The sequence below is a fragment of the Vibrio barjaei genome (genome assembly GCF_001639065.2).
In the GTDB taxonomy this organism is placed as follows: domain Bacteria; phylum Pseudomonadota; class Gammaproteobacteria; order Enterobacterales; family Vibrionaceae; genus Vibrio; species Vibrio barjaei.
The window spans coordinates 1-25,538 of the sequence record NZ_LQXO02000003.1; the positions used below are offsets into that span (position 1 = coordinate 1).

Consider the following 25,538-nt stretch of genomic DNA (forward strand, 5'->3'; position numbering starts at 1 on the left):
TCGGTAGAGCAGAGGATTGAAAATCCTCGTGTCGGTGGTTCGATTCCGCCTCGAGGCACCATTATTTGGTGCTTAAGCAAATAATGGTCTTAATGACCAGTGCTTACACAAATAATTCCCCCTTAGTTCAGTTGGTAGAACGGCGGACTGTTAATCCGTATGTCGCAGGTTCGAGTCCCGCAGGGGGAGCCACTTTAAAAAAGACCGCATCGAAAGATGCGGTCTTTTTGCATTTATGGTCCTAAGCTTTGCAAGCTTGATGTCGCTGACCTAAGCAGCCCCGTCGTATGTCGCTACGAGTGAATGTTCAGTGGAACCACTTATAAATAGGCCGTCTCGTAAGAGACGGCCTATTTTGCATTTGATGTATCTTAGCATTACTACTTCAATCCTATCTGCATAAAAAAGCCCCACCGATAAGGCGAGGCTCTTAGTAGATATTAAAGGTTCACTACTCCTGATGGGCGCTAGTTTGCTCTTGAACCGCTTTCTTTGCCGCCATTTCCTTCTCTGCAAGCTTCGCTTTTTCAATCATAGGTGTAATGGTGGAGCCTTGAATAAGAATAGAGAAAACCACCACAGAGTAGGTCATAACAAGAATTATCTCTTTAACGTCGATAAGTTTGTCTTCGATAACCCAAATTCCCGATGGAATAGAGAGTGCCATTGCTAAAGCAAGACCGCCGCGTAGGCCTCCCCACGTTAAAATTCGAACTGACCAAGGGTTATAAGTGCGATAGCGTTTAAAGCCTACATAGGCCAGTGCGACACTTAAATAGCGTGCACCAAGAACCAGAGGAATAGAGAAGGCCATCAAAATCCAGTCTTCCTGATGGAATTGGAACAGCAGCATCGACATACCAATAAGTAAGAACAGTACGCCATTTAAAAACTCATCAACAAGCTCCCAGAAGTGGTCTAGGTGGTCTTCTGTTTCTTTTGAGAAGCCGATATAACGAGTCCAGTTACCGATCATAATGCCTGACACCACCATCGACAATGGGCCTGATACATGAAGTACTTCGGCAAAAGCATAGCCAGCCGTTGGGATGCCTATGGTTAATAGTAGTTCCATAGAGTGGTCGTCGGTCGAGCTAATTAGGTAGTGAAATACTAAGCCTAAAACAAAGCCATATAAGATACCGCCCAGAGCCTCTTGTAAGAACAACATAGTCACGCTGCCGACAGTTGGTGTCTCACTGCCAAAAGCGATTGTAAAGAGTGTGACGAAGATAACCAGACCGAAACCATCGTTAAACAATGACTCACCTTCCACCTGCGTTGAAACGCGTTCAGGGGCTTTGAGCTTTTTGACGATAGCTAATACCGCGATAGGGTCTGTTGGAGAGATAAGAGCACCAAACAGCAAGCAGTAAATGAGATCAAACTGAATGCCAATGACACTACAAAATCCATACAACACAAAACCGATGAAGAAGGTCGAGAATAGTGTGGCACCGAGTGCGAGTACAGTGATTTCCCATTTCTGATCTTTTAAGTGAGGCAATTTAATACCCAAACCACCTGCAAAGAGCAAGAAACCAAGGATCCCTTGTAGAAGGAAGTCTTCAAAATCTATATCAGCTACGGTTTCTGTGGCAATCTCAGTAAGTTGAAACCAATCGTTTTGGCCAGCAATCAAGATGAGTAGCGACAGCATCATTGCACCAGCTGTGATGGCTATCGTAGTCTGCATTTTTCCTATTTTGCTGTTTACAAAGGCAATTAACATTGCCGCTGCCGACAAAAAACATAAAGTCTGATAAACGGACATCACTCCACCTAGTTTGTAAAAAAATGTTAATGGGATTTTGTGCTTCTCTTACAGGAATATCAATCACTATTTTTGAATTCATTCCTCTTGTTTATAGATTAGAGCTTAATGAGGTAACTTGCGGATTTTTCTCATAACCGAAATGAAACTGGAGCCAGCGGGTTGAATACAGAAGCGCTTGTGTCGGTCCTTTTAGTTAGATAACGTGGAAGGCAATAAGACCAGAAAGATTTTTGGACGTCTAGATTTCTAAAAAATCTATGATACGATGACGGCATAAGCAAGGAATGAGGCAGTATCGTGGGAAGTAACGTAAGACAACAAATAGAGAGTCAGCTAAGGCAACGAATTCTACTGATTGATGGTGGTATGGGTACCATGATTCAGGGCTATAAGCTTGAGGAAGAAGATTACCGAGGTGAGCGCTTTGCTGATTGGCCGAGTGATCTGAAGGGCAACAATGACCTTTTAGTATTGACTCAGCCAGCACTTATTAAAGAGATCCATAGCGCTTATCTGGAAGCCGGCGCGGACATCTTAGAGACTAATACCTTTAACGCTACCACGATAGCGATGGCCGACTATGATATGGAATCGCTCAGCGAGGAAATTAACTACCAAGCGGCAAAGCTGGCTCGTGAAGCTGCAGATGAGTGGACGACTAAAACGCCAGACCGACCTCGCTATGTTGCAGGTGTACTTGGCCCAACCAACAGAACTTGTTCAATATCTCCCGATGTGAATGATCCTGGTTATCGCAATGTCTCGTTTGATGAATTGGTCGAAGCGTACTCAGAATCAACACATGCACTTATCAAAGGTGGTTCAGACCTCATCCTTATCGAAACTATCTTCGATACACTTAATGCGAAGGCGTGTGCTTTTGCCGTCGAATCTGTGTTCGAAGAGCTTGGCTATGAACTACCAGTGATGATTTCGGGCACAATTACCGATGCATCCGGACGAACTCTTTCAGGTCAAACAACAGAAGCTTTCTATAACGCGTTACGTCACGTAAGACCGCTTTCCTTTGGCTTAAACTGCGCTTTAGGCCCTGATGAGCTGAGACAATATGTTGAAGAAATGTCGCGTATTGGTGAGAGCTTTGTTTCTGCTCACCCTAATGCAGGTTTACCTAATGCCTTTGGTGAATATGACTTGTCGCCAGAAGATATGGCAGAGCACATTGGTGAGTGGGCGCGTAGTGGATTCTTAAACCTCGTTGGTGGTTGTTGTGGTACGACACCAGAGCATATTCGTCAAATGGCGAATGCCGTTGAAGGTGTCACTCCTCGTCCTCTACCAGAGCTACCTGTAGCTTGTCGACTATCAGGGTTAGAGCCACTGACGATTGAGAAAGACTCTTTATTTATTAACGTTGGTGAACGTACTAACGTAACGGGCTCTGCACGATTCAAGCGCCTTATCAAAGAAGAGCAATATGATGAAGCGTTAGAGGTTGCTCGTCAGCAAGTCGAAAATGGCGCGCAGATCATCGATATCAATATGGATGAAGGCATGCTTGATGCCGAGGCGTGCATGGTTCGTTTTTTAAACCTGTGTGCTTCTGAGCCTGAAATCTCTAAAGTGCCAATCATGGTTGACTCATCAAAATGGGAAGTGATTGAGGCTGGCCTGAAGTGTATTCAAGGTAAAGGTATCGTTAACTCGATTTCCATGAAGGAAGGCAAAGAGAAATTTGTCGAGCAAGCGAAGCTTATCAGGCGCTATGGTGCGGCGGTTATCGTGATGGCGTTTGATGAAATTGGCCAAGCAGAGACACGTGAGCGTAAGCTAGAAATTTGTACCAATGCCTACAATATTCTTGTCGATGAGGTTGGTTTCCCACCTGAAGATATCATTTTTGACCCTAATATTTTCGCAGTGGCGACAGGTATAGAAGAGCACAATAACTACGCTGTGGATTTCATTGAAGCCGTTGCTGATATTAAACGTGATCTGCCACATGCCATGATTTCTGGCGGTGTATCTAATGTCTCGTTCTCTTTCCGCGGTAACAACTATGTCCGCGAAGCCATTCATGCAGTGTTCCTTTATCACTGTTTTAAAAATGGTATGGACATGGGTATCGTAAATGCTGGTCAGCTTGAGATTTACGACAATGTGCCAGAGAAATTGCGTGAAGCGGTTGAAGATGTCGTACTTAACCGCCGTGATGATGGCACAGAAAGACTGCTTGATATTGCCGCTGAGTATGCCAATAAGGGAGTGGGCAAGGAGGAGGATGCAAGTGCACTTGAATGGCGCACTTGGCCGGTCTCAAAGCGTTTAGAGCATGCTTTGGTAAAAGGTATCACTGAGTTTATTGTTGAAGATACCGAAGAGGCGCGTTTGAATGCGTCTAAACCTCTGGAAGTCATTGAAGGGCCATTAATGGATGGCATGAACGTGGTGGGTGACCTATTTGGTGAAGGCAAAATGTTCTTACCTCAGGTTGTAAAATCCGCTCGTGTTATGAAGCAGGCGGTTGCTCATCTAGAACCGTTTATTAATGCAGAAAAACAAGCAGGTTCTTCAAACGGTAAAATCTTACTTGCGACAGTGAAAGGTGATGTACACGATATTGGTAAGAACATCGTTGGTGTTGTACTGCAATGTAACAACTACGAAATCATCGACCTTGGCGTTATGGTGCCTTGTGAAAAGATTCTTAAAGTCGCCAAAGAAGAGAATGTGGATATTGTCGGCCTGTCTGGACTGATTACTCCGTCTCTTGATGAGATGGTCCATGTGGCGAAAGAGATGGAGCGTCAAGGCTTTACATTACCACTGTTGATAGGCGGTGCTACTACATCCAAAGCGCACACGGCAGTGAAGATCGAACAGAACTACAGCGAACCTGTCGTTTACGTGAATAACGCATCTCGTGCGGTTGGTGTTTGTACTTCACTGTTATCTGAAGAGCTTAAACCAGCCTTTATTGAAAAGCTTGATATCGATTATGAACGCGTGCGCGATCAGCACAACCGTAAAAAGCCTAGAACTAAACCGGTGACGCTTGAAGAAGCTAGAGCAAACAAAGTGGATATTGATTGGCAAAACTACACGCCACCTATTCCAGCGAAGCCGGGCGTACATGTATTCGAGGACTTTGAGGTCGCAACACTAAGAAATTATATCGATTGGACACCTTTCTTTATGACTTGGTCGCTGGTGGGCAAGTATCCAGCGATACTAGAGCATGAAGAGGTTGGTGAAGAAGCGAAGCGATTGTTCCACGATGCAAATGAGTTGTTAGACCGAGTTGAACGTGAAGGCTTGCTAAAAGTGAGTGGCATGTGTGCCTTGTTCCCAGCGGCATCTGTCGGAGATGATATTGAAGTATACTCTGACGAAACTCGCACCCAAGTTCGCAAAGTACTGCATAACTTGCGTCAGCAAACTGAAAAGCCTAAAGGATTCAATTACTGTCTTTCTGATTATGTAGCGCCAAAAGAAAGTGGCAAGCAAGATTGGATTGGTGCGTTTGCGGTAACTGGTGGTATTGGTGAGCGTGAACTGGCTGACGAGTACAAAGCTCAAGGTGACGATTACAATGCGATCATGATCCAAGCGGTTGCCGATCGTTTAGCAGAAGCGTTTGCAGAATATATGCATGAGAAAGTTCGCAAAGAGATCTGGGGTTACTCAGCAGATGAAGCCCTGTCTAATGACGATCTGATTCGTGAAAAGTATCAAGGTATCCGTCCAGCCCCAGGTTATCCAGCCTGTCCAGAGCATACGGAAAAAGGTGCATTGTGGGAGCTACTCGAAGTTGAGCAAACTATCGGTATGTCACTGACTTCTAGCTATGCGATGTGGCCAGGTGCTTCTGTGTCCGGATGGTATTTCTCACACCCTGATTCTCGATACTTTGCAATTGCACAGATTCAACAAGATCAGGTAGACAGCTATGCTGATCGTAAAGGCTGGGATCAAACGGAAGCTGAGAAGTGGCTAGGGCCTAATATCAACTAGGTTGTTCCATATTGGAAATATAGAAAACGGCACCTTTTGGTGCCGTTTCTTTTAATACGGATTGGCTATTTCTTACTCTTTGGAAAAACTTTGACCATCTTGATACGATTCTCTTCGAGTTCAACAATTTCCATTTGATGATCGGCGACCTGAACACTCAGGTGGCTTTCAGGAATATCTTCCAAATACTCCAGCATTAAGCCATTCAGTGTTCTAGGGCCATCTGTTGGCAGGTTCCATTTAAGGCCTTTATTAATGTCTCGGATGTTGGCGCTTCCTTCGATCAAGAAGCTTCCGTCCCCTTGCGGTGTAATTTCATCAGAGAGTGTTGGCGCCATTGAAGTTGTGAACTCACCAACAATTTCCTCGAGAATGTCTTCAAGGGTGACTAGGCCATTAATATCACCGTACTCATCAACGATCAGTCCGATACGTTCTTTATTACGTTGGAACTTCAGCATTTGCACGTTGAGTGGTGTTCCCTCAGGAATGAAGTAAACCTCATCAGCACTTCGGAGCAAGGTCTCTTTGGTGAACTCGTTTTTCTCCAACATTAAACGATAAGATTCACGCAGACGCAGCATCCCAACTACTTCATCAATCTGATCACGATACAGCACCACACGACCATGAGGTGAGTGGGTTAACTGACGAACGATTGATTTCCAATCATCATTAATATTGATACCAGTAATCTCGTTACGAGGGATCATAATGTCATTTACGGTCACGTGTTCAAGATCGAGAATAGAAATCAGCATATCTTGGTGACGTCGTGGGATCAGCGAGCCTGCTTCATTAACTACCGTTCTCAGCTCCTCAGAGCTTAAATGATCTTCATCATTGTGATTAACGCGAATACCCAATAAGCGAATGAAGCCGTTAGTAATAAAGTTAACTAAAACGACCAGAGGAGACAGAACCTTCATCAGAATGGTCAGCAAGATACTGCTCATAAAAGAGACGCGTTCTGGGTACAGTGCGGCGAGCGTTTTCGGAGTGACTTCGGCAAAGACCAAAATAACCAGAGTCAATGCGCCTGTGGCAATGGCGACACCAATATCACCATAAAGACGCAAACCGATGACGGTGGCGATGGCTGAGGCGAGAATATTAACGAGGTTGTTACCGATGAGAATTAACCCAATCAACCGATCTGGGCGATTGAGTAAGCGCTCGACGCGTTTTGCGCCTTTGTGGCCTGTCTTAGAAAGATGTTTAAGTCGATAGCGGTTCAGAGACATCATCCCTGTCTCTGAACCGGAAAAGTAGCCGGAAATTACAATTAGACCTGCCAGGATTGCAAACAAAATACCGGTCGAAATGTCGTCCAAAACTTCAAAATTCCTTTAGTTAATAGCTGGTTAATTAATGAACCATTTATACTGTGTTGTCAACGCGACATTCGTAGTGTGCTAAGTAGAGCATATCAAGCCATTTAGCTTAGTATGATTTCCCTAACGAATCGGCTACCGAAGTATGCCAGAGTCAGCAAGGTTGCGCCTGCAACAGCAAACCAAGTCACTTTTTTGCCGCGCCATCCTTTGCGGTAATGTCCCCAAAGCAATACTGAGTAGATAATCCAAGCCAAGAACGAAAGCACACCTTTGTGAGCCTTGCCTTGAGCAAACATATCTTGAACAAACACAAAACCAGTAAGAAGCGTTGCGGTAAGCAGACCAGTGCCAATCAAAATGATCTTGAAAAGCTGTCTTTCAACCATCATTAAAGGTGGAAGATTAGGATTAATGGTCAGTGCTTTCTTATTCTTAAGCTTATGGTCAAGCCACGCTAATTGAATTGCGTAAAGCGCACCAATGGAGAGCGTAGAATAGGAAAAAAGTGCTAACGAAATATGAATCAGCAGTTTTGGATTATGCTCTAAGTGAGTGATAAACGCGGTTGGAACAAAAGCGGCGGCGGAGAGGTTAATGGCGGCAAAGCCGTAAACCACAGGCAACAAGAACCAAATTCGCGTTTTCAGCATGGCGATGCTCATAAATAGCGAAATAATGAAGCCAATTAATGAAGCGACATTCAAGATGCTGAGGTTTTGTCCACTGCCACTTAAGATGAGATCACTGAGTAGCCACGCATGGAAAGCTAGTGCTAAAACCGCACTGACGAGAACAGTTTTTGTACGGATCCCGACCTGATGAACCAAGCCTGGGATAATTGTAACGATGGCCAGCACATAAAGAATAGCGGCCGCAATTGCGATTAAACTGTCCATTTTTCCTAAAAAATCGATTGCTTAGAGCTGGAATTATACCCTGCATCGTCTCAATGAGCCATCGCAGAAGTAAAAAGTATTGACTCGTATTTGATCTTGTTAGGTATGACTCTCACTGCTGGCTAAGGTATACTCATTACAATTGATCGCAATTTACAGCGAAGAGAAAGAAATGTTTGAGAATTTAACGGATCGTCTATCCAAAACGCTGAAGAATATCAGCGGCAAAGGTCGTCTGACCGACGACAATATTAAAGATACTCTGCGCGAAGTTCGCATGGCGCTTCTAGAAGCCGACGTTGCTCTGCCAGTAGTTCGAGATTTCATCAAAGGCGTAAAAGAGCGTGCCGTTGGTGTTGAAGTTTCTAAATCCTTAACTCCGGGCCAAGAGTTCATCAAGATCGTTCAAGCTGAGCTTGAGTCGGTTATGGGTGAATCCAACGAAGCACTGGACCTAGCTGCGCAGCCGCCTGCGGTCATCTTAATGGCAGGTCTGCAAGGTGCGGGTAAAACGACCAGTGTTGGTAAACTCTCTAAACTGCTGCATGAGCGTGACAAGAAGAAAGTTCTTGTGGTGTCTGCCGACGTTTATCGTCCAGCTGCGATCAAACAGCTAGAAACACTTGCTACCGATATTGGCGTTGACTTCTTCCCTTCATCTGCAGATCAAAAGCCAATTGATATCGCCAATGCAGCTATCGATCATGCGAAGAAAAAGTTTTATGACGTATTGATTGTCGATACCGCGGGTCGTTTAGCGGTTGACCATGAGATGATGGATGAGATTAAAGATCTCCATTCAGCAATCAACCCTGTCGAAACGCTGTTTGTTGTCGATGCGATGACAGGTCAGGATGCCGCGAACACAGCAAAAGCTTTTGGTGATGCGCTGCCGTTAACGGGTGTCATCTTAACTAAAGTCGACGGTGATGCTCGTGGTGGTGCTGCGCTTTCTGTTCGTCATATTACCGGTAAACCCGTTAAGTTCTTGGGTGTGGGTGAAAAGACTGACGCACTAGAACCTTTCCACCCAGATCGTGTTGCATCACGCATCTTGGGTATGGGTGATGTTCTTTCTCTTATCGAAGATCTACAGCGTAATGTTGATACCGATAAAGCAGAAAAAATGGCGAAGAAGTTCAAGGAGAAGAAAGGTTTCGACCTAGAAGATTTCCGTGAGCAACTTGGTCAGATGCAAAATATGGGCGGTATGATGGGAATGATGGACAAGCTGCCTGGCATGTCTAACTTACCTGATAACGTTAAAGACAAAGTTGACGACAAGATGTTTAAGCAGATGGAAGCGATCATTAGCTCAATGACAATGAAAGAGCGTCAACGTCCTGAATTAATTAAAGGTTCTCGTAAAAAGCGTATCGCTGCGGGTTCTGGTACTCAAGTGCAAGATGTTAACCGTCTATTGAAGCAATTCACTCAGATGCAAAAAATGATGAAGAAGATGCAGAAAGGCGGTATGCGCGGAATGATGCGCAACATGCAAGGCATGATGGGTGGCATGGGTGGTGGTGGCTTCAATCCATTTGGTCGCTAGCCGTGGATTGGCTCAGGTTTCAGTCCCTTAAGTTTCAAACTGTTATCTGCGTCACACGAGAAATGCCAGCCAAAAACTGGTGAAAAAATAGCTAAACCCCTTGCAATGCCTCGGAATAAGAGTAAAATTCCGGGGCTTTATTTTGGCACGAGACCTCAGGTTGCTCATTAGAGAAACACTTCTGAGGTCATTTTTATTATTGAGAAAGCAAAGAGGACGATATGGTAACCATTCGTTTGGCACGTCACGGCGCTAAGAAGCGTCCATTCTATCAAATCGTAGTAGCGGACAGCCGCAATGCAGCGACTGGCCGTTTCATCGAGAAAGTGGGTTTCTTTAACCCAACTGCTACTGGTCAAGAAGAAGGTCTACGTCTAGACCTAGAGCGCGTTAACCACTGGGTTGGTCAAGGCGCAACAGTTTCTGACCGTGTTGCTAAGCTAGTTAAAGACGCTCAAAAAGCGGCTTAATTATTAGTTTAGTTAGCAGTATGTCGTCGATGAAAGGTAATGAAACTATGAGCAATACTCCCGAAAGAATTGTTGTAGGTAAATTTGGTTCTACTTATGGCATTCGTGGATGGCTTAAAGTGTTTACCTACACAGACAATCCTGAAAGTATTTTCGATTACAGTCCTTGGTACATTAGTCAAAAGGGCGAATGGGTCGAATTGAAAGTTGAAAGTTGGAAGCGCCATAACAAAGGTATGGTGTGTAAACTTGAAGGTCTTGAGGTTCGTGAAGAAGCTCACCTACTAACTAACTTTGAAATTGCAATTGATCCAGCTGTGCTTCCTGAACTGTCAGAAGATGAGTTCTACTGGCGCGAATTGTTCGGCATGAAAGTAGTGACCACAAAAGGTTACGACCTAGGTGAAGTAACCGACATGTTGGAAACGGGTTCGAACGATGTTCTGGTTGTGAAAGCAAATCTGAAAGATGCTTTTGGGCAAAAGGAACGGTTGATACCGTACCTTGAAGAGCAAGTGATCAAGAAAGTTGATCGCGAAGCTCAACGGATCGAAGTTGACTGGGATCCTGGATTCTAATCCTTAATTGGTAACTGAAAGAGCGAGAGAACAGATGTGGGTTGGCGTAATTAGCCTTTTTCCAGACATGTTCCGCAGCGTTACTGATTATGGAGTAACAGGTCAAGCGGTTAAAAAAGGTCTACTGTCGATTGAGACTTGGAATCCTCGCGATTTCACTCACGACAAACATCGAACTGTCGATGATAGACCCTACGGTGGTGGTCCTGGCATGTTAATGATGGTTCAGCCTTTGCGCGATGCCATTCAAACAGCCAAGCAAGCATCACCGGGTAAGACGAAAGTTATTTACCTCTCTCCTCAAGGTCGAAAACTTGACCAAACTGGGGTAGAAGAGCTAGCGAAAAACGACAACCTTGTGTTGATTTGTGGACGCTACGAAGGGGTAGATGAGCGTATCATCCAAACTGAGGTTGACGAAGAATGGTCAATCGGAGATTTTGTGATGACAGGTGGGGAAATCCCAGCCATGACGCTTATTGACTCAGTATCACGGTTTATTCCGGGAGTACTGGGCGATTTTGCTTCAGCAGAAGAAGATTCTTTTGCAAATGGTTTGTTAGATTGCCCGCACTATACGCGCCCTGAAGTGTTAGATGGACTGGAAGTACCAAGTGTGCTGAAGTCTGGTAACCATAAGGACATTCGTCGCTGGCGACTTAAGCAGTCGTTAGGCCGTACTTGGCTAAGAAGACCGGAGCTCCTGGAAAACCTAGCTCTGACTGACGAACAGGAACAATTACTTGCCGAGTTCATAAAAGAACATCGAGTTAATAGCAAGTAACCTATTTAATTTAGTATCAGTTTATTCTAGGAATTTAAGAACATGAGTAACATCATCAAGGCTCTTGAAGAAGAGCAAATGAAATCAGGCCTACCTAAATTTGCACCAGGTGACACTGTTGTAGTTCAGGTTAAAGTAAAAGAAGGTGACCGTGAGCGTCTACAGGCTTACGAAGGCGTTGTAATCGCTATCCGTAACCGTGGTCTTCACTCTGCTTTCACTGTTCGTAAGATCTCGAACGGCGAAGGTGTTGAGCGTACGTTCCAAACTCACTCTCCAATGGTTGATAGCATCGAAGTTAAACGCCGTGGTGCAGTACGTCGTGCCAAGCTGTACTACCTACGTGAGCGTTCTGGTAAGTCTGCTCGTATCAAAGAGAAACTTGCTAAGAAGTAATGCTATTTTACTAGCGTTCTCAAGTATTAAGCGGAGCCCAAGGGCTCCGCTTTTTTATGTTTGAAGCTGACACATTAGCACTTGTTACTCATGTGTCCGGTTAGAACTGCTACCTATGAGCCCGGTCAGTACTCTTTGATATACGCAGGGATGACGAGAGGTAAGTGGCGGTAATTGCTGGACGAAGTTAGTAATTATCTTCTGACCAGCCATCGCTGTCAGACATATCTGGTGCGCCAGGAATGGTGTTCTCTTCGTCGGCCCACTCACCAAAATCAATCATTTGGCATTGCTTTGAGCAAAACGGGCGAAAAGGGCTGTCTTCGTTCCATACAACTTCTGCTTTACATTGAGGGCATGGAACAACGGTTGGTTTACTCATAGTGATTCCTGAGTGTTACTTTCAGCTGCAAACAGCTAATTCAAATTCAATATCATTAGGGTAGGCTTGACCTGATTCAAAGGCAATAAACTTCACTGCAAAGCGGTTTTTGTGCCCTGAAATCATTGGGTAGACACCATACTCCATTGGAATGGTTAGACGAAGGATATTAGCTTCTTCAGCGTCACTTTGATAAAACCCAGAGCGGGCAATTTGTTTCTTAAAACGACCAGTCTCACGAGTGAGCTTCAGCCATAGCTGGAGGGCATTCATAAGTGGTTTTACTGACGCTAACCAATCCTCAGCATCATGCATACGTTTTTCAATCGGTAGATGTAACCAGTAATGCAGTGACGGAAGATCGAAGCAGCATGAACCACCAGGCAGTCCAAATCGTTGGCGGATCGCGCTAAGGAAGCGATCTTCTTTCAGAGATTGACCGAATCGTTCGGCCATCATCAAATCTTTATGTACACCATCTAGATCTCTTAAGATCGAGCCTAGCATTTCCTGATCGACGTCATCGACATTAAGCCATGCCCGATAAGTTTGACGTTGCTTCTCAAGATCTTTAGCAAGCTCGCTTTTGAGCTGGATTTGTTCAAAGATCTCCAGTAAATCAAACAGTGATTTGAAGAAAATTTGATACTGATAATTATCTGAAAAAGACAAGGAGTGCTGAAGCTGTCTCAATAGAGATTCAACTCTTAGGTACATTCTTGTTTTTTCATTAAGAGGGTGTTCGAATCTATTTGTGATCATCTGTTAGCCTTTAAACGCTTCCCTGCTATTTTCACCGATTTTGTTCGCATAATGCTAGGTACTTTTGGTGTAATTCTGTGACTTGGGACAAAAGTTGAGCGTTATCAGTATTATTATCAATCACATCGTCAGCATGCAATAAACGAGTTTCTCGGTCTACTTGTGCTTTGAGTATAGAACGCACTTGTGACTCAGGCACCCCATCACGTGTCATTGTTCGGTAAATTTGTGTTTCTTCACAGACATCTACAACTAAAACACGGTCAGTCATAGTTTGCAGACCATTTTCGATGAGAAGTGGAACCACGAATAGAGTATAAGGGCTGATGGAGGCATCCAGTTGTGATTGCATGCGCTCTCTGATCATCGGATGCAGTAAGTTATTTACCCAAAGTTTTTCGTCCTCGTTAGCAAAAATACGCTCTCGAAGTGCACCGCGATTCAGAGAACCATCTTCTTGGAGGATCCCAACACCAAAGTGTTGCGTTAAAGCGTCAAGGCCTGCGGAGCCGACTTCTACTACTTCTCGAGCAACAAGGTCTGCATCGACCAAATCAATAGCGAAGTTATCGTGAAAAAGGTTGGCAACGGTGGTTTTTCCACTGGCAATGCCGCCGGTAAGTCCAATAACAAATCCCATGGTTACATCCCTATATACGACGTGAGGTAGTATTGAATAATCTGCTCGCCCCACAAAGCGCTAATCCAACCAGCAATGGCGAGATAAGGTCCGAAAGGAAATGCAACATCAATCCCTTTCTTTTGCATTCGCAATTGAATGAGACCAAATAAAACACCGACAACGGATGACATTAAGACGATCAGAGGCAAATGTTGCCAGCCTAACCATGCTCCGAGAGCTGCCAGCAACTTAAAGTCACCGTAGCCCATTCCTTCTTTACCTGTTAGTAGTTTAAACAGCCAGAAAATGGACCATAAGCAGAGGTAGCCAGCCATGGCACCAATTACAGAATCTGTCAACGAAACTGGAGAGATACCTAATAACGCTAGGGCAATGCCCAACCACATCAGAGGTAAGGTAAGCTGGTCTGGCAACAGCATGGTATCAAAGTCAATGAAAGTGGCGCTGATAAGCACGAAGGTAAAGATGATTAACGCTAAGCTGTATTCACTATACCCAAGTTGCCACGCTACGGTTGCACACATGGCCGCCGTCAGGAGCTCAATAAGAGGATAACGTGCACTGATTTTATGACTGCAATGATGGCACTTGCCCTTAAGTAACAACCAGCTGAGTACAGGAATATTATCGATAATTCGAATCGGTGTATGGCATTTAGGGCATGCTGAGCGCGGAACGCTAAGGTTAAATTTATCGTCTGGAGGGGAAATATTGTACTCAGGAAAGGCTTCGGCACATTCTTCGCGCCAACCACGCTCCATCATTATCGGTAATCGATAAATGACGACATTCAAAAAACTGCCAACGATCAAGCCGAAGAGAGCCGCAAAAGCAGGAAAGAGCCAAGGATAATAGGAAAATGCGTCCATTCTTGAGTATGAAACCGTAAAATCAGTGAGTTATTGCCTATGTTAGCCTATTACCGACATTAAGTTAAAGATAGGTAAGTACATTGCAATCACTAACCCGCCAATTATTGTGCCAAGGAAGACAATAACCAAAGGCTCAATGATTGTTCCTAAGTTGTCTACGATGTTATCGACGTCGGCCTCATAGATGCTAGCGATCTTATTGAGCATTTCATCTAACTTGCCAGTTTCTTCACCTATCATGATCATTTGTAGCACCATTTCAGGGAAGGCGAGACTGTTTCGCATTGCTAAATGAACAGGTACGCCCGCTACGACATGAGTGTGTATAGAAAAAATAGCTTGTTGAAAGTAAGCGTTCTCTGTTGTTTTTGCGCTGGCTTGTATGCCAGTGAGTATCGGTATTCCAGAACTAAAACTGGTCGCTAATGTGCGGCTAAATTTGGCAATGGTTGCTTTGGTAATGATGTCGCCAACAACGGGCAGTTTGATAGCTAATTTACTGATAAATAATTCGGCACTAGCGTTTTTAAGGCAAATAAACTTAATGCTAGCAATCAATAAACCTAGAGAAGCAATGCTAACCAGGCCGTATGACTGGCTCCAGCTTGATAACTTCAGCACCTCGGATGTGAACCAAGGTAAATTGGCATTGAACCCTTTAAACATCGATTCAAATTCAGGTATCACACTAGTGAGCATCAAATAGGTTACGGCACAAGAAACTATGAGCACCATACTCGGATATATCATGGCTTTAACGACCTTAGACTGCAGAGCATCATGTTTCTCACGATATGTTGCTAACCTATCTAACATCACCGCAACGTTGCCGGACGATTCGCCCGTCGCAATCATATCGATATAGAAACGGTCAAAATGTGCACTTAGTGCTTGTAGCGCTTGAGCGATAGGTACGCCACTCTCCACTCGACTAGCGACCTGATTAAGGACTGATTTCATTTCGGCTTTGGAGTGGCTCTCAGAGATAAGCTTAAGGGCTTGAACAAGAGGGACTCTTGTCGTCAGCAAGGTAGCCAATTGCCTGGTGAACAGAGTGATATCTTTGCGTGTAATCCTGTGGGCTATTCTGGTCCAAAACGAAATGCGATGGCGAGAAATTTTGCTGATATGGATTTGCTGCAGACCTAATTGATTTCGGACCTCCATTTCGGTTAAAGCAAGGATTTGTCCCTTTGCCTTTGCGCCAGATCGATCAACACCTCTCCAGCGAAATTTTCTTAATGGCATAGGAAGGGGCTTAGGCATAGGAGTATTCTCATTCGAAATAAAGGACACGCTGTAGTTCTTGGTAGCTAGTCAGCCCAAGAGTAAGTTTTTCAAGCCCCGCTTGTTTAAGTGTCATCATTCCTTGTGACACAGCGATGACTTCAAGATCTTGAATACTGGCTTTCTGAAGAACGGCGGAGCTTAACTCGTTGGAAAAAACTAGCACTTCGTAAATGCCGATACGACCTGAATAACCTCTATTACATTTGCTACAACCAACCTCATTGGCTTTGTAAATCCTCTGGCTGGAGGATATATCGAGACTGCGGAGCAGATCTTTAGGGAGGTGATCTGGGCGCTTACATAAAGAGCACAAACGGCGAGCGAGCCGCTGCGCGATAATTAGCGAAAGTGAAGACACGAGGTTGAAGCTCTCTATTCCCATATTTTGTAGCCGTGTAATGGTCTCAAGCGCGGAATTAGTGTGCAAAGTTGACAGAACTAGATGACCTGTTTGAGCCGCTTTAACCGCAATCTCTGCTGTGTCGAGATCTCGTATTTCTCCCACCATAACCACGTCCGGATCTTGGCGTAAAAAGGTACGCAAGGCTGCAGAAAAACCAAAACCTATCTTAGGGTTAACTTGAACTTGGTTTATCCCATCTAGATGTATTTCAATCGGATCTTCGGCGGTTGAGATATTTCGCTCTGGGGTATTAAGAAGTTTGAGTCCTGCATAGAGCGAGACGGTTTTGCCACTTCCGGTAGGGCCTGTCATTAACACCATTCCTTGAGGCTTGTGCAACGCTTGCAAGTAAAGGGCTTGTTGAGTGTCGTTATACCCTAATTGTTCGATATTCAAACGGGCAGAGTTTAGGTCGAGAATCCTCAGAACTACCTTTTCTCCCCACATAGTTGGCAGGGTTGATACACGGATATCCGTGGCGGAGTGTGGTGATAGTTTGAGTTTGATTCGACCATCTTGAGGAAGACGGCGTTCAGCAATGTCTAGCTTAGCGAGAATCTTCAGGCGAGCAGATAGTCTGCGGCTTAATTGACTCGCTGGCTGATGTGCCTCAATAAGAATACCATCACAACGAAGTCGAATTCGATACTGGTGTTCGTATGGCTCAAAATGAATATCGGACGCTTTCTTGCTGATGGCTTCTAATAAGATTTGGTGAATGAAACGGCTGACAGGGGAGTCATCCAGCATTAGCTCTTCGTCATGCTCAATTTCACTCTCATTCACTTGTACTAAGTTTGCCAGTTCGTGAGAGGTGAGTTCCTTAATCTGCTGGCTCCATTGCTCTCGACCCTCTCCATAAATTTCGCGTATTGCGGCGTTTATGTCTTGATGGTTAGCCAAGCCCAGTTCGATTTGCAATCCTGAGGCAAACTTAAAATCACTTTCTAACTGCGAGAGTGTGGGATCGCTGACCGCAACGGTTAGGATGTTGCCGCGCAGTGAAATTGGTAAGGCTTGGTATTGAGTTATGACGTCCCGTAAACCGAGTTGCTGGCACAAACTCACATAGTCGTTGTCCTTTATCGAGAGTGTTGGGAGTCCAAAAACTTCGGCTAGAATAACGACGAGCTCTTGTGCCTGACAAAGTTTGAGCTCAGTTGCTCCTTCTGGAACCGAGCAACCAGATAACATGGACAGGTCATATAACGCAGCTTCTTGCGCTTCATTGATGGCGTTAGCCTGTCTTAATATAGATGGGAGAGTGGACGGGATCATTCAGGTACCGTTGCTGAGACGCTTTCGGAATATTGACAGCCCTTTGGTAATACTCCAGATTCTTCAGTGGCAGTGCTAATGCATGCCCATCCGCCTTGAGCATTTCGTGCTAATGCCAACTTATAATTACTAACCGAAGGACTTGCGTTGGGGACTTGGTCAAATGACAAAATGATATTGCCTGCACTGCTGACTCCAGCCTCGGTTTCGATGGCTGCAATAATGGCTGTGGGGAAGCCTAATCGGGTTTTTAAGGCAGGCGTAGTTTCAGTATCAGGAAAGCTTCCTTGTTCAAGAGTGTAAGCTTCGATATTGGTGCGAAGCCCAGATAAGGTCGCTAAAGCAGAGGCTGCTTCACTTTTTCCAATGTATTTTTGATATTGTGGTAGGGCGACAGCGGCGAGTACACCGATAACGGCAACAACAATCATCAGTTCGATTAAGGTAAATCCTTTTTGGTTAATTCCTTCGTGCATAGTGATTCCTCAGAGACGTAATGTTTGAACAGTAGAGGCATCATGGTTGACGTTGAAGCGACTAAGTAAGCGCTTACGAGGAGGCGTGGATAATTAAAAGCAGACTTGCAAAAAACGAGAATGGTGTTGCGGAGCAAGTAGCTATTTCGGGTGTAGAACCTTTGGATAGCGTAATACTGACAATAAAAAGCGAAGCTCAAATAGGCTTCGCTTTAGTAATATTCTCTTATTGAGAAATAGACTAGTCTTTAAATCTCATCGACAAGTCCATTGCTTTCAAGTGTTTGGTCAAGGCACCCACAGAAATATAATCAACGCCAGTTTCCGCAAACTCAGCGATGGTGTCCATAGTGACATTTCCTGAGTTTTCTAAAGCGGTACGGCCAGCGTTAATCTCAACCGCCTTGCGCATCATATCGGTGCTGAAGTTATCGAGCATAATGATATCCGCACCTGCATCGATAGCTTGTTGCAGTTCTTCCAGAGATTCCGTTTCAACCTCAACCGGTTTGCCTGGATTAAGCTGTTTCGCGGTTTCAATAGCTTTAGTGATACCACCACACGCAATGATGTGGTTTTCTTTAATTAGGTAAGCGTCAAATACGCCAATGCGGTGGTTAAAACCGCCGCCACAAGCGACAGCATACTTCAACGCACTGCGCAGGCCAGGAATGGTTTTGCGTGTATCTAACAGTCGGCACCCGGTATGCGCAATTTTCTCAGCGTACTGCGCAACCACGCTGGCGCAGCCAGACAGAGTTTGGATGAAGTTCATGGCGTTACGTTCGCCAGTAAGCAAGACTCTCGCAGGGCCTGTTAGTGTGCAAAGCACTTGATTAGGTTCAACTTTGTCACCATCTTGGACATGCCATTCAATGACGACTTCGCCACCAAGTTGCTTAAATACTTCATCAGCCCACATTTGACCACAGAACACACCGTGCTCACGAGTAATAATCGTTGCAACATTCTGAGTCTCAGCCGGAATTAAACTTGCAGTGATATCCGCTGTGGCATCAAGTGTGCCACCGAGATCTTCGCGTAGTGTATCTGCCACGGCACGAGAGATTTCTGTTGGAAGTTGTTGCTTAAGATATTCGAGGCGTTCTTGACTGTTGTGTGTGTTCTTCATCGCTAAAACTGTCTTTGTGGGGTAACAAAGTGCGCATGATACTCTTGCTTGTGCGGAATTTCAGCATCAATTCTCGCATTTTCTCTGTTGTCGGATAAAATCATAACGACATAGAGGTAGATGGAGTCTAGATGTATGCTCAGTAGCAATACAAATGAAGGTAAAGAAAGCCTCGAGCTTATTGATGCTCAAGGGTGGTATTGTCATGCGCGAATTGTCCCATCTCCTCACTATGATGTCCGAGCAGACACTAGTGATATATCACTACTGGTTATTCATAATATCAGCTTACCGCCAGGTCAGTTTGGTGGCTCTTACATCGAAGACTTTTTCCTAGGCAAACTTGACTCGTCAATTCACCCTTTCTTCAAAGTGATTGAGAACATGCGAGTATCTGCGCACTGTTTGATCCGACGTGATGGAGAAGTAGTCCAGTTTGTGCCTTTTCTTGCTAGAGCTTGGCACGCAGGAGTATCGAGTTTTGCTGGTCGAGAGAAGTGCAATGATTACTCGATCGGTATTGAGCTTGAAGGGTCGGACTATGTGACTTACACCGATGAACAGTACCTCAGTCTGCAACACCTCACCAGTGCCTTAATTCAATCATATCCATTAATTACCCAACCACGTATTACTGGACATCAATATATTGCCCCGCTGAGAAAGAGTGATCCCGGTCTTGTTTTTGACTGGGCTCGATTTAGAAAGTCACTGTTATAAAAGAACTATCGCTCAATTACTGAGCAGTTGTGTTTCGCTCCAGATTTATTTTGTTATTCAAATTATTAATAACCCGGCGGTGGGTTATTCCTTCCTTTATTGATATTGGTCAAGTTTCCTTGTCCGACAAAACAATTCCTTTGTTGTTGATTTATAAGTGTTTTTATAGCACGCGATTTACCCGATAAGTTTCTTGTATGTAATTGGTCTGACCATGAGTGTTGATGTTTTAATCTATAAATGTTTCAGAATGGTTAATGCAAGGCCGGTTCTATGATTTGAATCAATTTTTCACTAGACATCGGTGTTTTAAATGTGTTAATTTTTACGCCAATTTGAAATTGGTAATACCAATTAACTTCGAAAGAAAAGTAGAATAATAAATATGGCTTATCAAAGGATTCGTCAGCCGAAACTTTCTGATGTGATTGAACAGGAATTGGAACGTTTGATTGTTGAAGGGACACTTTCAGCAGGTCAACAGCTTCCACCTGAACGAGAGCTGGCTAAACAGTTTGATGTTTCTCGACCTTCTATTCGAGAAGCGATTCAGCGCTTAGAAGCGAAGAAACTACTTACCCGCCGCCAAGGTGGAGGTACGTTTGTGAGCGAAAATATTTGGAAAAGTTTCTCGGATCCATTGCTAGACCTTCTCTCCTCCCATAATGAAACGCAGCTTGACTTGCTCGAAGCGCGTCACGCCATGGAAGGGATTTCTGCTTATTTCGCAGCATTGCGTGGTACCGATGAAGATTTTGCTCAAATTGAAAATTGCTTAGGCACTATTCGTAAAGTACAAGAAACCGATGACATCGAAGCAGAAGCTGCTGCGGTCATGGCTTTTCTTGTTGCGTTAACTGAAGCCGCACATAATGTTGTTTTGCTTCATATTGTGCGAAGCCTAGCACCACTGCTAGAGCAAAATGTTTTACAGAATTTAAAGTTATTGCACCGCCGAAGTGAAGTGGTGGAGAAAGTCAGTAAACACCGAGCTAATATCGTGGAAGCGATTGTTTCTGGAAAGCCTGAAAAGGCACGTGAAATGTCTCATTCACACTTAGCTTATATCGAAGAAACATTGTTGGATTTGACTAGAGAAGAGTCTCGACGTGAGCGCTCTTTAAGACGAATTCAACAAGATAGTGATTCTTAAAACTAGAAACGCTTACTTTTATTAAGTAGATCCAACCAACAGAAGGAAAGATCGCCATGTCTGACATGAAGCATGACGTAGATGCACTGGAAACTCAAGATTGGCTACAAGCACTTGAGTCCGTTGTTCGCGAAGAAGGTGTAGAACGCGCGCAGTTCCTACTAGAAACAGTTCTAGAGAAAGCACGTTTAGACGGCGTTGATATGCCAACAGGTATCAACACTAACTACATCAACACTATTCCAGCAGCACAAGAACCAGCTTACCCTGGTGATACCACGCTTGAGCGTCGTATTCGTTCGATTATTCGCTGGAACGCAATCATGATCGTATTGCGTGCTTCTAAGAAAGACCTAGACCTTGGCGGTCACATGGCTTCTTACCAGTCTGCTGCAGCATTCTACGAAGTGTGCTTCAACCACTTCTTCCGTGCTCCTAACGAAACAGACGGTGGTGATCTAGTTTATTATCAAGGTCACATCTCACCGGGTATCTACTCGCGTGCATTCGTTGAAGGCCGTCTAACTGAAGAACAGCTAGACAATTTCCGTCAAGAAGTAGACGGTAAAGGTGTTCCTTCATACCCACACCCTAAGTTGATGCCTGAGTTTTGGCAATTCCCAACAGTATCTATGGGTCTTGGTCCAATTTCTGCTATTTACCAAGCACGTTTCCTTAAGTACCTGAACGGCCGTGGTCTTAAAGATACGTCTGCTCAGCGTGTTTACGCCTTCCTAGGTGACGGTGAGATGGATGAGCCAGAATCACGCGGTGCTATTTCTTTCGCTGCGCGTGAGAAGCTAGACAACCTATGTTTCCTAATCAACTGTAACCTACAGCGTCTAGACGGCCCAGTAATGGGTAACGGTAAGATCATTCAAGAGCTTGAAGGTCTATTTAAAGGTGCTGGTTGGAACGTAGTGAAAGTTATCTGGGGTAACAACTGGGATGCACTACTGGCTAAAGATACGACGGGCAAGCTACTACAGCTTATGAACGAAACGATCGATGGCGACTACCAAACATTCAAATCTAAAGATGGCGCCTACGTACGTGAGCACTTCTTTGGTAAGTACCCTGAGACGGCAGCACTAGTTGCAGACATGACTGACGACCAAATCTTTGAATTGAAGCGTGGTGGTCACGATTCTTCCAAGCTGTTTGCTGCGTTTAACAATGCAAAAGAAACAGGCGGCAAACCAACAGTAATCCTAGCTAAGACTGTTAAAGGTTACGGTATGGGTGAAGCGGCTGAAGGTAAGAACATCGCTCACGGTGTGAAGAAGATGGACATGACTCACGTACAGTACCTACGTGATCGTTTAGGTCTACAAGACATTCTTTCTGATGAGAAAGTAGCTGAACTGCCTTACCTAAAACTGGAAGAAGGTTCTGCTGAGTACGAATACCTACATGCTCGTCGTAAAGCACTGAAAGGTTACACGCCACAGCGTCTACCTAAATTCACACAAGAGTTCAAAGTACCAGAGCTAGAAGAATTTGCTCCTCTACTGGGTGCTCAGAAGCGTGAAATTTCAACGACTATGGCTTATGTACGTACGTTGAACATTCTTCTTAAAGACAAGAACATCGGTAAGAACATCGTTCCTATCATCTGTGATGAAGCGCGTACGTTCGGTATGGAAGGTCTATTCCGTCAGGTTGGTATCTACAACCCAGACGGTCAAGAATACACACCCGAAGATAAAGGCATCGTTTCTTACTACAAAGAAGCGACATCAGGCCAAGTTCTTCAAGAAGGTATCAACGAACTAGGTTCAATGGCATCTTGGGTTGCTGCTGCGACTTCTTACAGCACAAACGATCTGCCAATGATCCCGTTCTACATCTACTACTCAATGTTCGGTTTCCAACGTATTGGTGACATGGCATGGCTAGCAGGTGACCAACAAGCTCGTGGCTTCCTACTAGGCGCTACAGCTGGTCGTACAACACTGAACGGTGAAGGTCTACAGCACGAAGATGGTCACTCGCACATTCAAGCGAACACTATCCCGAACTGTATCTCTTACGATCCAACATTCGCTTACGAGCTAGCAGTAATCATGCAAGATGGTATCCGTCGTATGTACGGTCCTGAGCAAGAAAACATTTACTACTACCTAACAGTAATGAATGAAAACTACGCAATGCCAGCAATGCCAGAAGGCGCTGAAGAAGGCATCCGTAAAGGTATCTACAAGCTTGAGTCTCACGAAGGTGCTAAGGGTAAAGTTCAGCTAATGAGCTCTGGTACTATCATGAACGAAGTACGTAAAGCAGCGACTATCCTAAGTGAAGAGTACGGCGTAGCATCTGACGTGTTCTCTGTAACTTCATTCAACGAGCTAACTCGTGATGGTCAAAATGCTGAGCGCTATAACATGCTTCACCCAGAAGCTGAAGCGAAAGTACCTTACATCACTACTGTTCTTGGTAACGAACCAGCAATCGCTGCGACGGATTATATGAAGAACTACGCTGAGCAAGTACGTGCATTCATGCCTACTGAGTCTTACAAAGTTCTTGGTACTGACGGCTTCGGTCGCTCAGACAGCCGTGAGAACCTACGTCGTCACTTCGAAGTTAATGCAGGCTACGTAGTAGTTGCAGCACTAACTGAACTAGCGAAACGTGGTGATGTTGAGAAGTCTGTTGTTGCTGAAGCAATTGCGAAGTTCAACATCGACACTGAAAAAACAAACCCACTTTACGCTTAATACAGCGCTTAACTAGAAGGTAAATAAGCAATGGCAATCGAAATTAATGTACCTGACATCGGTGCGGATGAGGTTGAAGTTACTGAGATTCTTGTAAGCGTTGGCGACAAGGTTGAAGAAGAACAGTCTCTGATCACTGTTGAAGGCGACAAAGCTTCTATGGAAGTTCCAGCGTCTCAAGCAGGTATCGTAAAAGAAATCAAAGTAGCGGAAGGTGATTCTGTTACTACTGGTTCTCTAATTATGATTTTCGAAGCCGACGGTGCAGCAGCAGCTGCACCTGCTCCTGCGGCTGAAGCGGCTCCAGCAGCGGCTCCAGCTCCAGCGGCAGCGGCTGAACTTAAAGAAGTTCACGTTCCAGATATCGGTGGTGACGAGGTAGAAGTTACTGAAATCATGGTTAAAGTTGGCGATGCAGTAGAAGAAGAGCAATCACTTCTAACTGTAGAAGGCGACAAAGCTTCTATGGAAGTACCAGCACCATTTGCAGGTACAGTTAAAGAGATCAAGATTGCTGAAGGCGATTCAGTAACAACTGGCTCTCTTGTGATGGTATTTGAGGTATCTGGCTCAGGTGCAGCGGCTCCAGCTCCTGCAGCGGTTGAAGCGCCAGCGGCTCCTGCTGTAGCAGCGGACAAAGAAGTTAACGTTCCAGATATCGGTGGTGACGAAGTAGAAGTTACTGAGATCATGGTTAAAGTTGGCGATACAGTAGAAGAAGAGCAATCTCTAATTACTGTAGAAGGCGACAAAGCTTCTATGGAAGTACCAGCACCATTCGCAGGTACAGTTAAAGAGATCAAGATTGCTGAAGGTGACAAAGTAACGACTGGCTCTCTAATCATGACTTTCGTTGTTGAAGGCGCAGCACCTGCAGCTCCAGTTGCAGCAGCGGCTCCTTCGGCAGCAGCTCCAGCACTTGCGGCGGCTCCTGCTCCAGCAGCAAAAGCTGAAGCAGCACCTGCAGCGAACGATTTCCAAGAAAACAACGAATACGCACATGCGTCTCCAGTTGTTCGTCGTCTAGCTCGTGAGTTTGGCGTAAACCTATCTAAGGTTAAAGGTTCTGGTCGTAAGAGCCGTATCCTAAAAGAAGACGTTCAAAACTACGTGAAAGATGCACTTAAGCGTCTTGAGTCTGGTGCTGCGGCATCTGGTAAAGGCGGTGACGGCTCTGCTCTTGGTCTACTACCTTGGCCGAAGGTTGACTTCAGCAAGTTTGGTGAGACTGAAGTTCAGAAGCTTTCTAAGATCAAGAAGATCTCTGGTGCTAACCTACACCGTAACTGGGTAATGATCCCGCACGTTACACAGTGGGATAACGCTGATATCACAGCTCTAGAAGCGTTCCGTAAAGAGCAAAACGCTATCGAAGCGAAGAAAGATTCAGGAATGAAGATCACGCCACTTGTGTTTATCATGAAAGCTGTTGCGAAAGCACTTGAAGCCTTCCCTGCGTTTAACTCTTCTCTATCAGAAGATGGCGAGAGCATCATTCTTAAGAAGTACGTGAACGTTGGTATCGCGGTTGATACGCCAAACGGTCTTGTTGTTCCAGTCTTCAAAGATGTAAACAAGAAAGGCATCTACGAGCTATCTGAAGAACTAATGGTAATTTCTAAGAAAGCACGTGCCGGTAAATTAACTGCGGCTGACATGCAAGGTGGCTGTTTCACTATCTCAAGCCTAGGTGGCATCGGTGGTACAGCATTTACGCCTATCGTAAATGCGCCTGAAGTAGGTATCCTTGGTGTATCTAAGTCTGAAATGAAGCCTGTGTGGAACGGTAAAGAATTCGAACCACGTCTGCAGCTACCTCTGTCTCTATCATACGATCACCGTGTGATTGATGGTGCAGAAGGTGCACGTTTCATTACTTATCTAAACAGCTGCCTAAGCGATATTCGCCGCCTAGTACTGTAAGATAACTTTCCCTCTCTCG

21 protein-coding genes and 1 tRNA gene are annotated in these 25,538 nt (G+C 44.8%); 11 read left to right on the plus strand and 11 right to left on the minus strand.

The window, feature by feature from the left end:
• Nucleotides 1-116: 116 nt before the first annotated feature.
• Nucleotides 117-192: transfer RNA gene (locus AWH66_RS00060), tRNA-Asn, on the plus strand.
• Nucleotides 193-451: 259 nt separating this feature from the next.
• Here the strand turns inward: AWH66_RS00060 and AWH66_RS00065 are convergent.
• Nucleotides 452-1,774 carry a cation:proton antiporter gene (locus tag AWH66_RS00065; RefSeq protein WP_063606659.1) on the minus strand — a complete coding sequence of 441 codons (1,323 nt, stop codon included), beginning with the start codon at nucleotides 1,772-1,774 and terminating at the stop codon, nucleotides 452-454.
• Between the two features lie 300 nt (nucleotides 1,775-2,074).
• Between AWH66_RS00065 and metH the strand changes: the two genes are divergently transcribed.
• A complete protein-coding gene (gene metH, locus AWH66_RS00070; protein ID WP_063606658.1) occupies nucleotides 2,075-5,752 on the plus strand; it encodes a methionine synthase in 3,678 nt (1,225 codons plus the stop codon).
• Between the two features lie 65 nt (nucleotides 5,753-5,817).
• Here the strand turns inward: metH and AWH66_RS00075 are convergent, their stop codons facing one another.
• Nucleotides 5,818-7,086: an HlyC/CorC family transporter gene (locus AWH66_RS00075; protein ID WP_063606657.1), complete on the minus strand. Its 1,269-nt coding sequence runs from the start codon at nucleotides 7,084-7,086 to the stop codon at nucleotides 5,818-5,820.
• Nucleotides 7,087-7,190: 104 nt separating this feature from the next.
• Nucleotides 7,191-7,985 carry a cytochrome C assembly family protein gene (locus AWH66_RS00080; RefSeq protein ID WP_038224308.1) on the minus strand — a complete coding sequence of 265 codons (795 nt, stop codon included), beginning with the start codon at nucleotides 7,983-7,985 and terminating at the stop codon, nucleotides 7,191-7,193.
• A 172-nt stretch (nucleotides 7,986-8,157) separates the two neighbouring features.
• On the opposite strand from AWH66_RS00080, the gene ffh reads away from it, so the two are divergent.
• From ffh to rplS, 5 genes are all read left to right on the plus strand, one after another.
• Nucleotides 8,158-9,537, plus strand: coding sequence for a signal recognition particle protein (ffh, locus tag AWH66_RS00085; protein WP_063606656.1), 1,380 nt, complete (start codon nucleotides 8,158-8,160; stop codon nucleotides 9,535-9,537).
• A gap of 221 nt (nucleotides 9,538-9,758) precedes the next feature.
• Entirely contained in the window at nucleotides 9,759-10,007 is a 249-nt protein-coding gene (gene rpsP, locus AWH66_RS00090; protein WP_031494887.1) for a 30S ribosomal protein S16, read from the plus strand.
• Between the two features lie 20 nt (nucleotides 10,008-10,027).
• The gene (gene rimM / locus AWH66_RS00095; protein WP_143081441.1) at nucleotides 10,028-10,585 is read left to right on the plus strand and encodes a ribosome maturation factor RimM; all 558 of its coding nucleotides are present in this window, start codon (nucleotides 10,028-10,030) and stop codon (nucleotides 10,583-10,585) included.
• A 34-nt stretch (nucleotides 10,586-10,619) separates the two neighbouring features.
• Entirely contained in the window at nucleotides 10,620-11,369 is a 750-nt protein-coding gene (trmD, locus tag AWH66_RS00100; protein WP_063606655.1) for a tRNA (guanosine(37)-N1)-methyltransferase TrmD, read from the plus strand.
• 42 nt (nucleotides 11,370-11,411) lie between these two features.
• Nucleotides 11,412-11,765 carry a 50S ribosomal protein L19 gene (gene rplS, locus AWH66_RS00105; protein WP_006074418.1) on the plus strand — a complete coding sequence of 118 codons (354 nt, stop codon included), beginning with the start codon at nucleotides 11,412-11,414 and terminating at the stop codon, nucleotides 11,763-11,765.
• A gap of 187 nt (nucleotides 11,766-11,952) precedes the next feature.
• On the opposite strand, the gene yacG is transcribed toward rplS, so the two are convergent.
• From yacG to nadC, 8 genes are all read right to left on the minus strand, one after another.
• Complete coding sequence (yacG, locus tag AWH66_RS00110) at nucleotides 11,953-12,147, minus strand: DNA gyrase inhibitor YacG (RefSeq protein WP_006074419.1); 195 nt, start codon at nucleotides 12,145-12,147, stop codon at nucleotides 11,953-11,955.
• A gap of 21 nt (nucleotides 12,148-12,168) precedes the next feature.
• Nucleotides 12,169-12,909: a cell division protein ZapD gene (gene zapD / locus AWH66_RS00115; RefSeq protein WP_063606654.1), complete on the minus strand. Its 741-nt coding sequence runs from the start codon at nucleotides 12,907-12,909 to the stop codon at nucleotides 12,169-12,171.
• A gap of 31 nt (nucleotides 12,910-12,940) precedes the next feature.
• Nucleotides 12,941-13,549 (minus strand): dephospho-CoA kinase, encoded by a 609-nt coding sequence (gene coaE / locus AWH66_RS00120; RefSeq protein ID WP_063606653.1) that lies wholly within the window; start codon nucleotides 13,547-13,549, stop codon nucleotides 12,941-12,943.
• A 2-nt stretch (nucleotides 13,550-13,551) separates the two neighbouring features.
• Nucleotides 13,552-14,421 (minus strand): prepilin peptidase, encoded by an 870-nt coding sequence (locus tag AWH66_RS00125; protein ID WP_063606652.1) that lies wholly within the window; start codon nucleotides 14,419-14,421, stop codon nucleotides 13,552-13,554.
• Nucleotides 14,422-14,463: 42 nt separating this feature from the next.
• On the minus strand, nucleotides 14,464-15,690 hold the full coding sequence (locus AWH66_RS00130) for a type II secretion system F family protein (RefSeq protein ID WP_063606651.1): 1,227 nt from the start codon (nucleotides 15,688-15,690) through the stop codon (nucleotides 14,464-14,466).
• A gap of 10 nt (nucleotides 15,691-15,700) precedes the next feature.
• Nucleotides 15,701-17,392: a type IV-A pilus assembly ATPase PilB gene (pilB, locus tag AWH66_RS00135; RefSeq protein WP_063606670.1), complete on the minus strand. Its 1,692-nt coding sequence runs from the start codon at nucleotides 17,390-17,392 to the stop codon at nucleotides 15,701-15,703.
• Entirely contained in the window at nucleotides 17,392-17,871 is a 480-nt protein-coding gene (locus AWH66_RS00140; protein WP_063606650.1) for a pilin, read from the minus strand. The genes pilB and AWH66_RS00140 overlap by 1 nt, the downstream gene beginning before the upstream one ends.
• Nucleotides 17,872-18,112: 241 nt before the next feature.
• The gene (gene nadC / locus AWH66_RS00145; protein ID WP_063606649.1) at nucleotides 18,113-19,003 is read right to left on the minus strand and encodes a carboxylating nicotinate-nucleotide diphosphorylase; all 891 of its coding nucleotides are present in this window, start codon (nucleotides 19,001-19,003) and stop codon (nucleotides 18,113-18,115) included.
• Nucleotides 19,004-19,138: 135 nt separating this feature from the next.
• Here nadC and ampD point away from each other — a divergent pair, with 135 nt between their 5' ends.
• The 4 genes from ampD to aceF all read left to right on the plus strand — a co-directional run bounded on the left by ampD (nucleotide 19,139) and on the right by aceF (nucleotide 25,519).
• Nucleotides 19,139-19,723, plus strand: coding sequence for a 1,6-anhydro-N-acetylmuramyl-L-alanine amidase AmpD (gene ampD, locus AWH66_RS00150; RefSeq protein WP_063606648.1), 585 nt, complete (start codon nucleotides 19,139-19,141; stop codon nucleotides 19,721-19,723).
• A 385-nt stretch (nucleotides 19,724-20,108) separates the two neighbouring features.
• Nucleotides 20,109-20,876: a pyruvate dehydrogenase complex transcriptional repressor PdhR gene (gene pdhR / locus AWH66_RS00155; protein ID WP_006074432.1), complete on the plus strand. Its 768-nt coding sequence runs from the start codon at nucleotides 20,109-20,111 to the stop codon at nucleotides 20,874-20,876.
• A gap of 56 nt (nucleotides 20,877-20,932) precedes the next feature.
• Nucleotides 20,933-23,596, plus strand: coding sequence for a pyruvate dehydrogenase (acetyl-transferring), homodimeric type (gene aceE / locus AWH66_RS00160; RefSeq protein WP_063606647.1), 2,664 nt, complete (start codon nucleotides 20,933-20,935; stop codon nucleotides 23,594-23,596).
• A gap of 30 nt (nucleotides 23,597-23,626) precedes the next feature.
• Nucleotides 23,627-25,519 (plus strand): pyruvate dehydrogenase complex dihydrolipoyllysine-residue acetyltransferase, encoded by a 1,893-nt coding sequence (aceF, locus tag AWH66_RS00165; RefSeq protein WP_063606646.1) that lies wholly within the window; start codon nucleotides 23,627-23,629, stop codon nucleotides 25,517-25,519.
• The last annotated feature ends 19 nt before the right edge of the window (nucleotides 25,520-25,538 follow it).

Coding starts and splice junctions, on each gene's coding strand:
- AWH66_RS00065 (WP_063606659.1), bottom strand. CDS start 1,774: ATGTCCGTTTATCAGACTTTATGTTTTTTGTCGGCAGCGGCAATGTTA.
- AWH66_RS00080 (WP_038224308.1), bottom strand. CDS start 7,985: ATGGACAGTTTAATCGCAATTGCGGCCGCTATTCTTTATGTGCTGGCC.
- ffh (WP_063606656.1), top strand. CDS start 8,158: ATGTTTGAGAATTTAACGGATCGTCTATCCAAAACGCTGAAGAATATC.
- rpsP (WP_031494887.1), top strand. CDS start 9,759: ATGGTAACCATTCGTTTGGCACGTCACGGCGCTAAGAAGCGTCCATTC.
- rimM (WP_143081441.1), top strand. CDS start 10,028: ATGTCGTCGATGAAAGGTAATGAAACTATGAGCAATACTCCCGAAAGA.
- trmD (WP_063606655.1), top strand. CDS start 10,620: ATGTGGGTTGGCGTAATTAGCCTTTTTCCAGACATGTTCCGCAGCGTT.
- rplS (WP_006074418.1), top strand. CDS start 11,412: ATGAGTAACATCATCAAGGCTCTTGAAGAAGAGCAAATGAAATCAGGC.
- yacG (WP_006074419.1), bottom strand. CDS start 12,147: ATGAGTAAACCAACCGTTGTTCCATGCCCTCAATGTAAAGCAGAAGTT.
- zapD (WP_063606654.1), bottom strand. CDS start 12,909: ATGATCACAAATAGATTCGAACACCCTCTTAATGAAAAAACAAGAATG.
- coaE (WP_063606653.1), bottom strand. CDS start 13,549: ATGGGATTTGTTATTGGACTTACCGGCGGCATTGCCAGTGGAAAAACC.
- AWH66_RS00125 (WP_063606652.1), bottom strand. CDS start 14,421: ATGGACGCATTTTCCTATTATCCTTGGCTCTTTCCTGCTTTTGCGGCT.
- AWH66_RS00130 (WP_063606651.1), bottom strand. CDS start 15,690: ATGCCTAAGCCCCTTCCTATGCCATTAAGAAAATTTCGCTGGAGAGGT.
- AWH66_RS00140 (WP_063606650.1), bottom strand. CDS start 17,871: ATGCACGAAGGAATTAACCAAAAAGGATTTACCTTAATCGAACTGATG.
- nadC (WP_063606649.1), bottom strand. CDS start 19,003: ATGAAGAACACACACAACAGTCAAGAACGCCTCGAATATCTTAAGCAA.
- ampD (WP_063606648.1), top strand. CDS start 19,139: ATGCTCAGTAGCAATACAAATGAAGGTAAAGAAAGCCTCGAGCTTATT.
- pdhR (WP_006074432.1), top strand. CDS start 20,109: ATGGCTTATCAAAGGATTCGTCAGCCGAAACTTTCTGATGTGATTGAA.
- aceE (WP_063606647.1), top strand. CDS start 20,933: ATGTCTGACATGAAGCATGACGTAGATGCACTGGAAACTCAAGATTGG.
- aceF (WP_063606646.1), top strand. CDS start 23,627: ATGGCAATCGAAATTAATGTACCTGACATCGGTGCGGATGAGGTTGAA.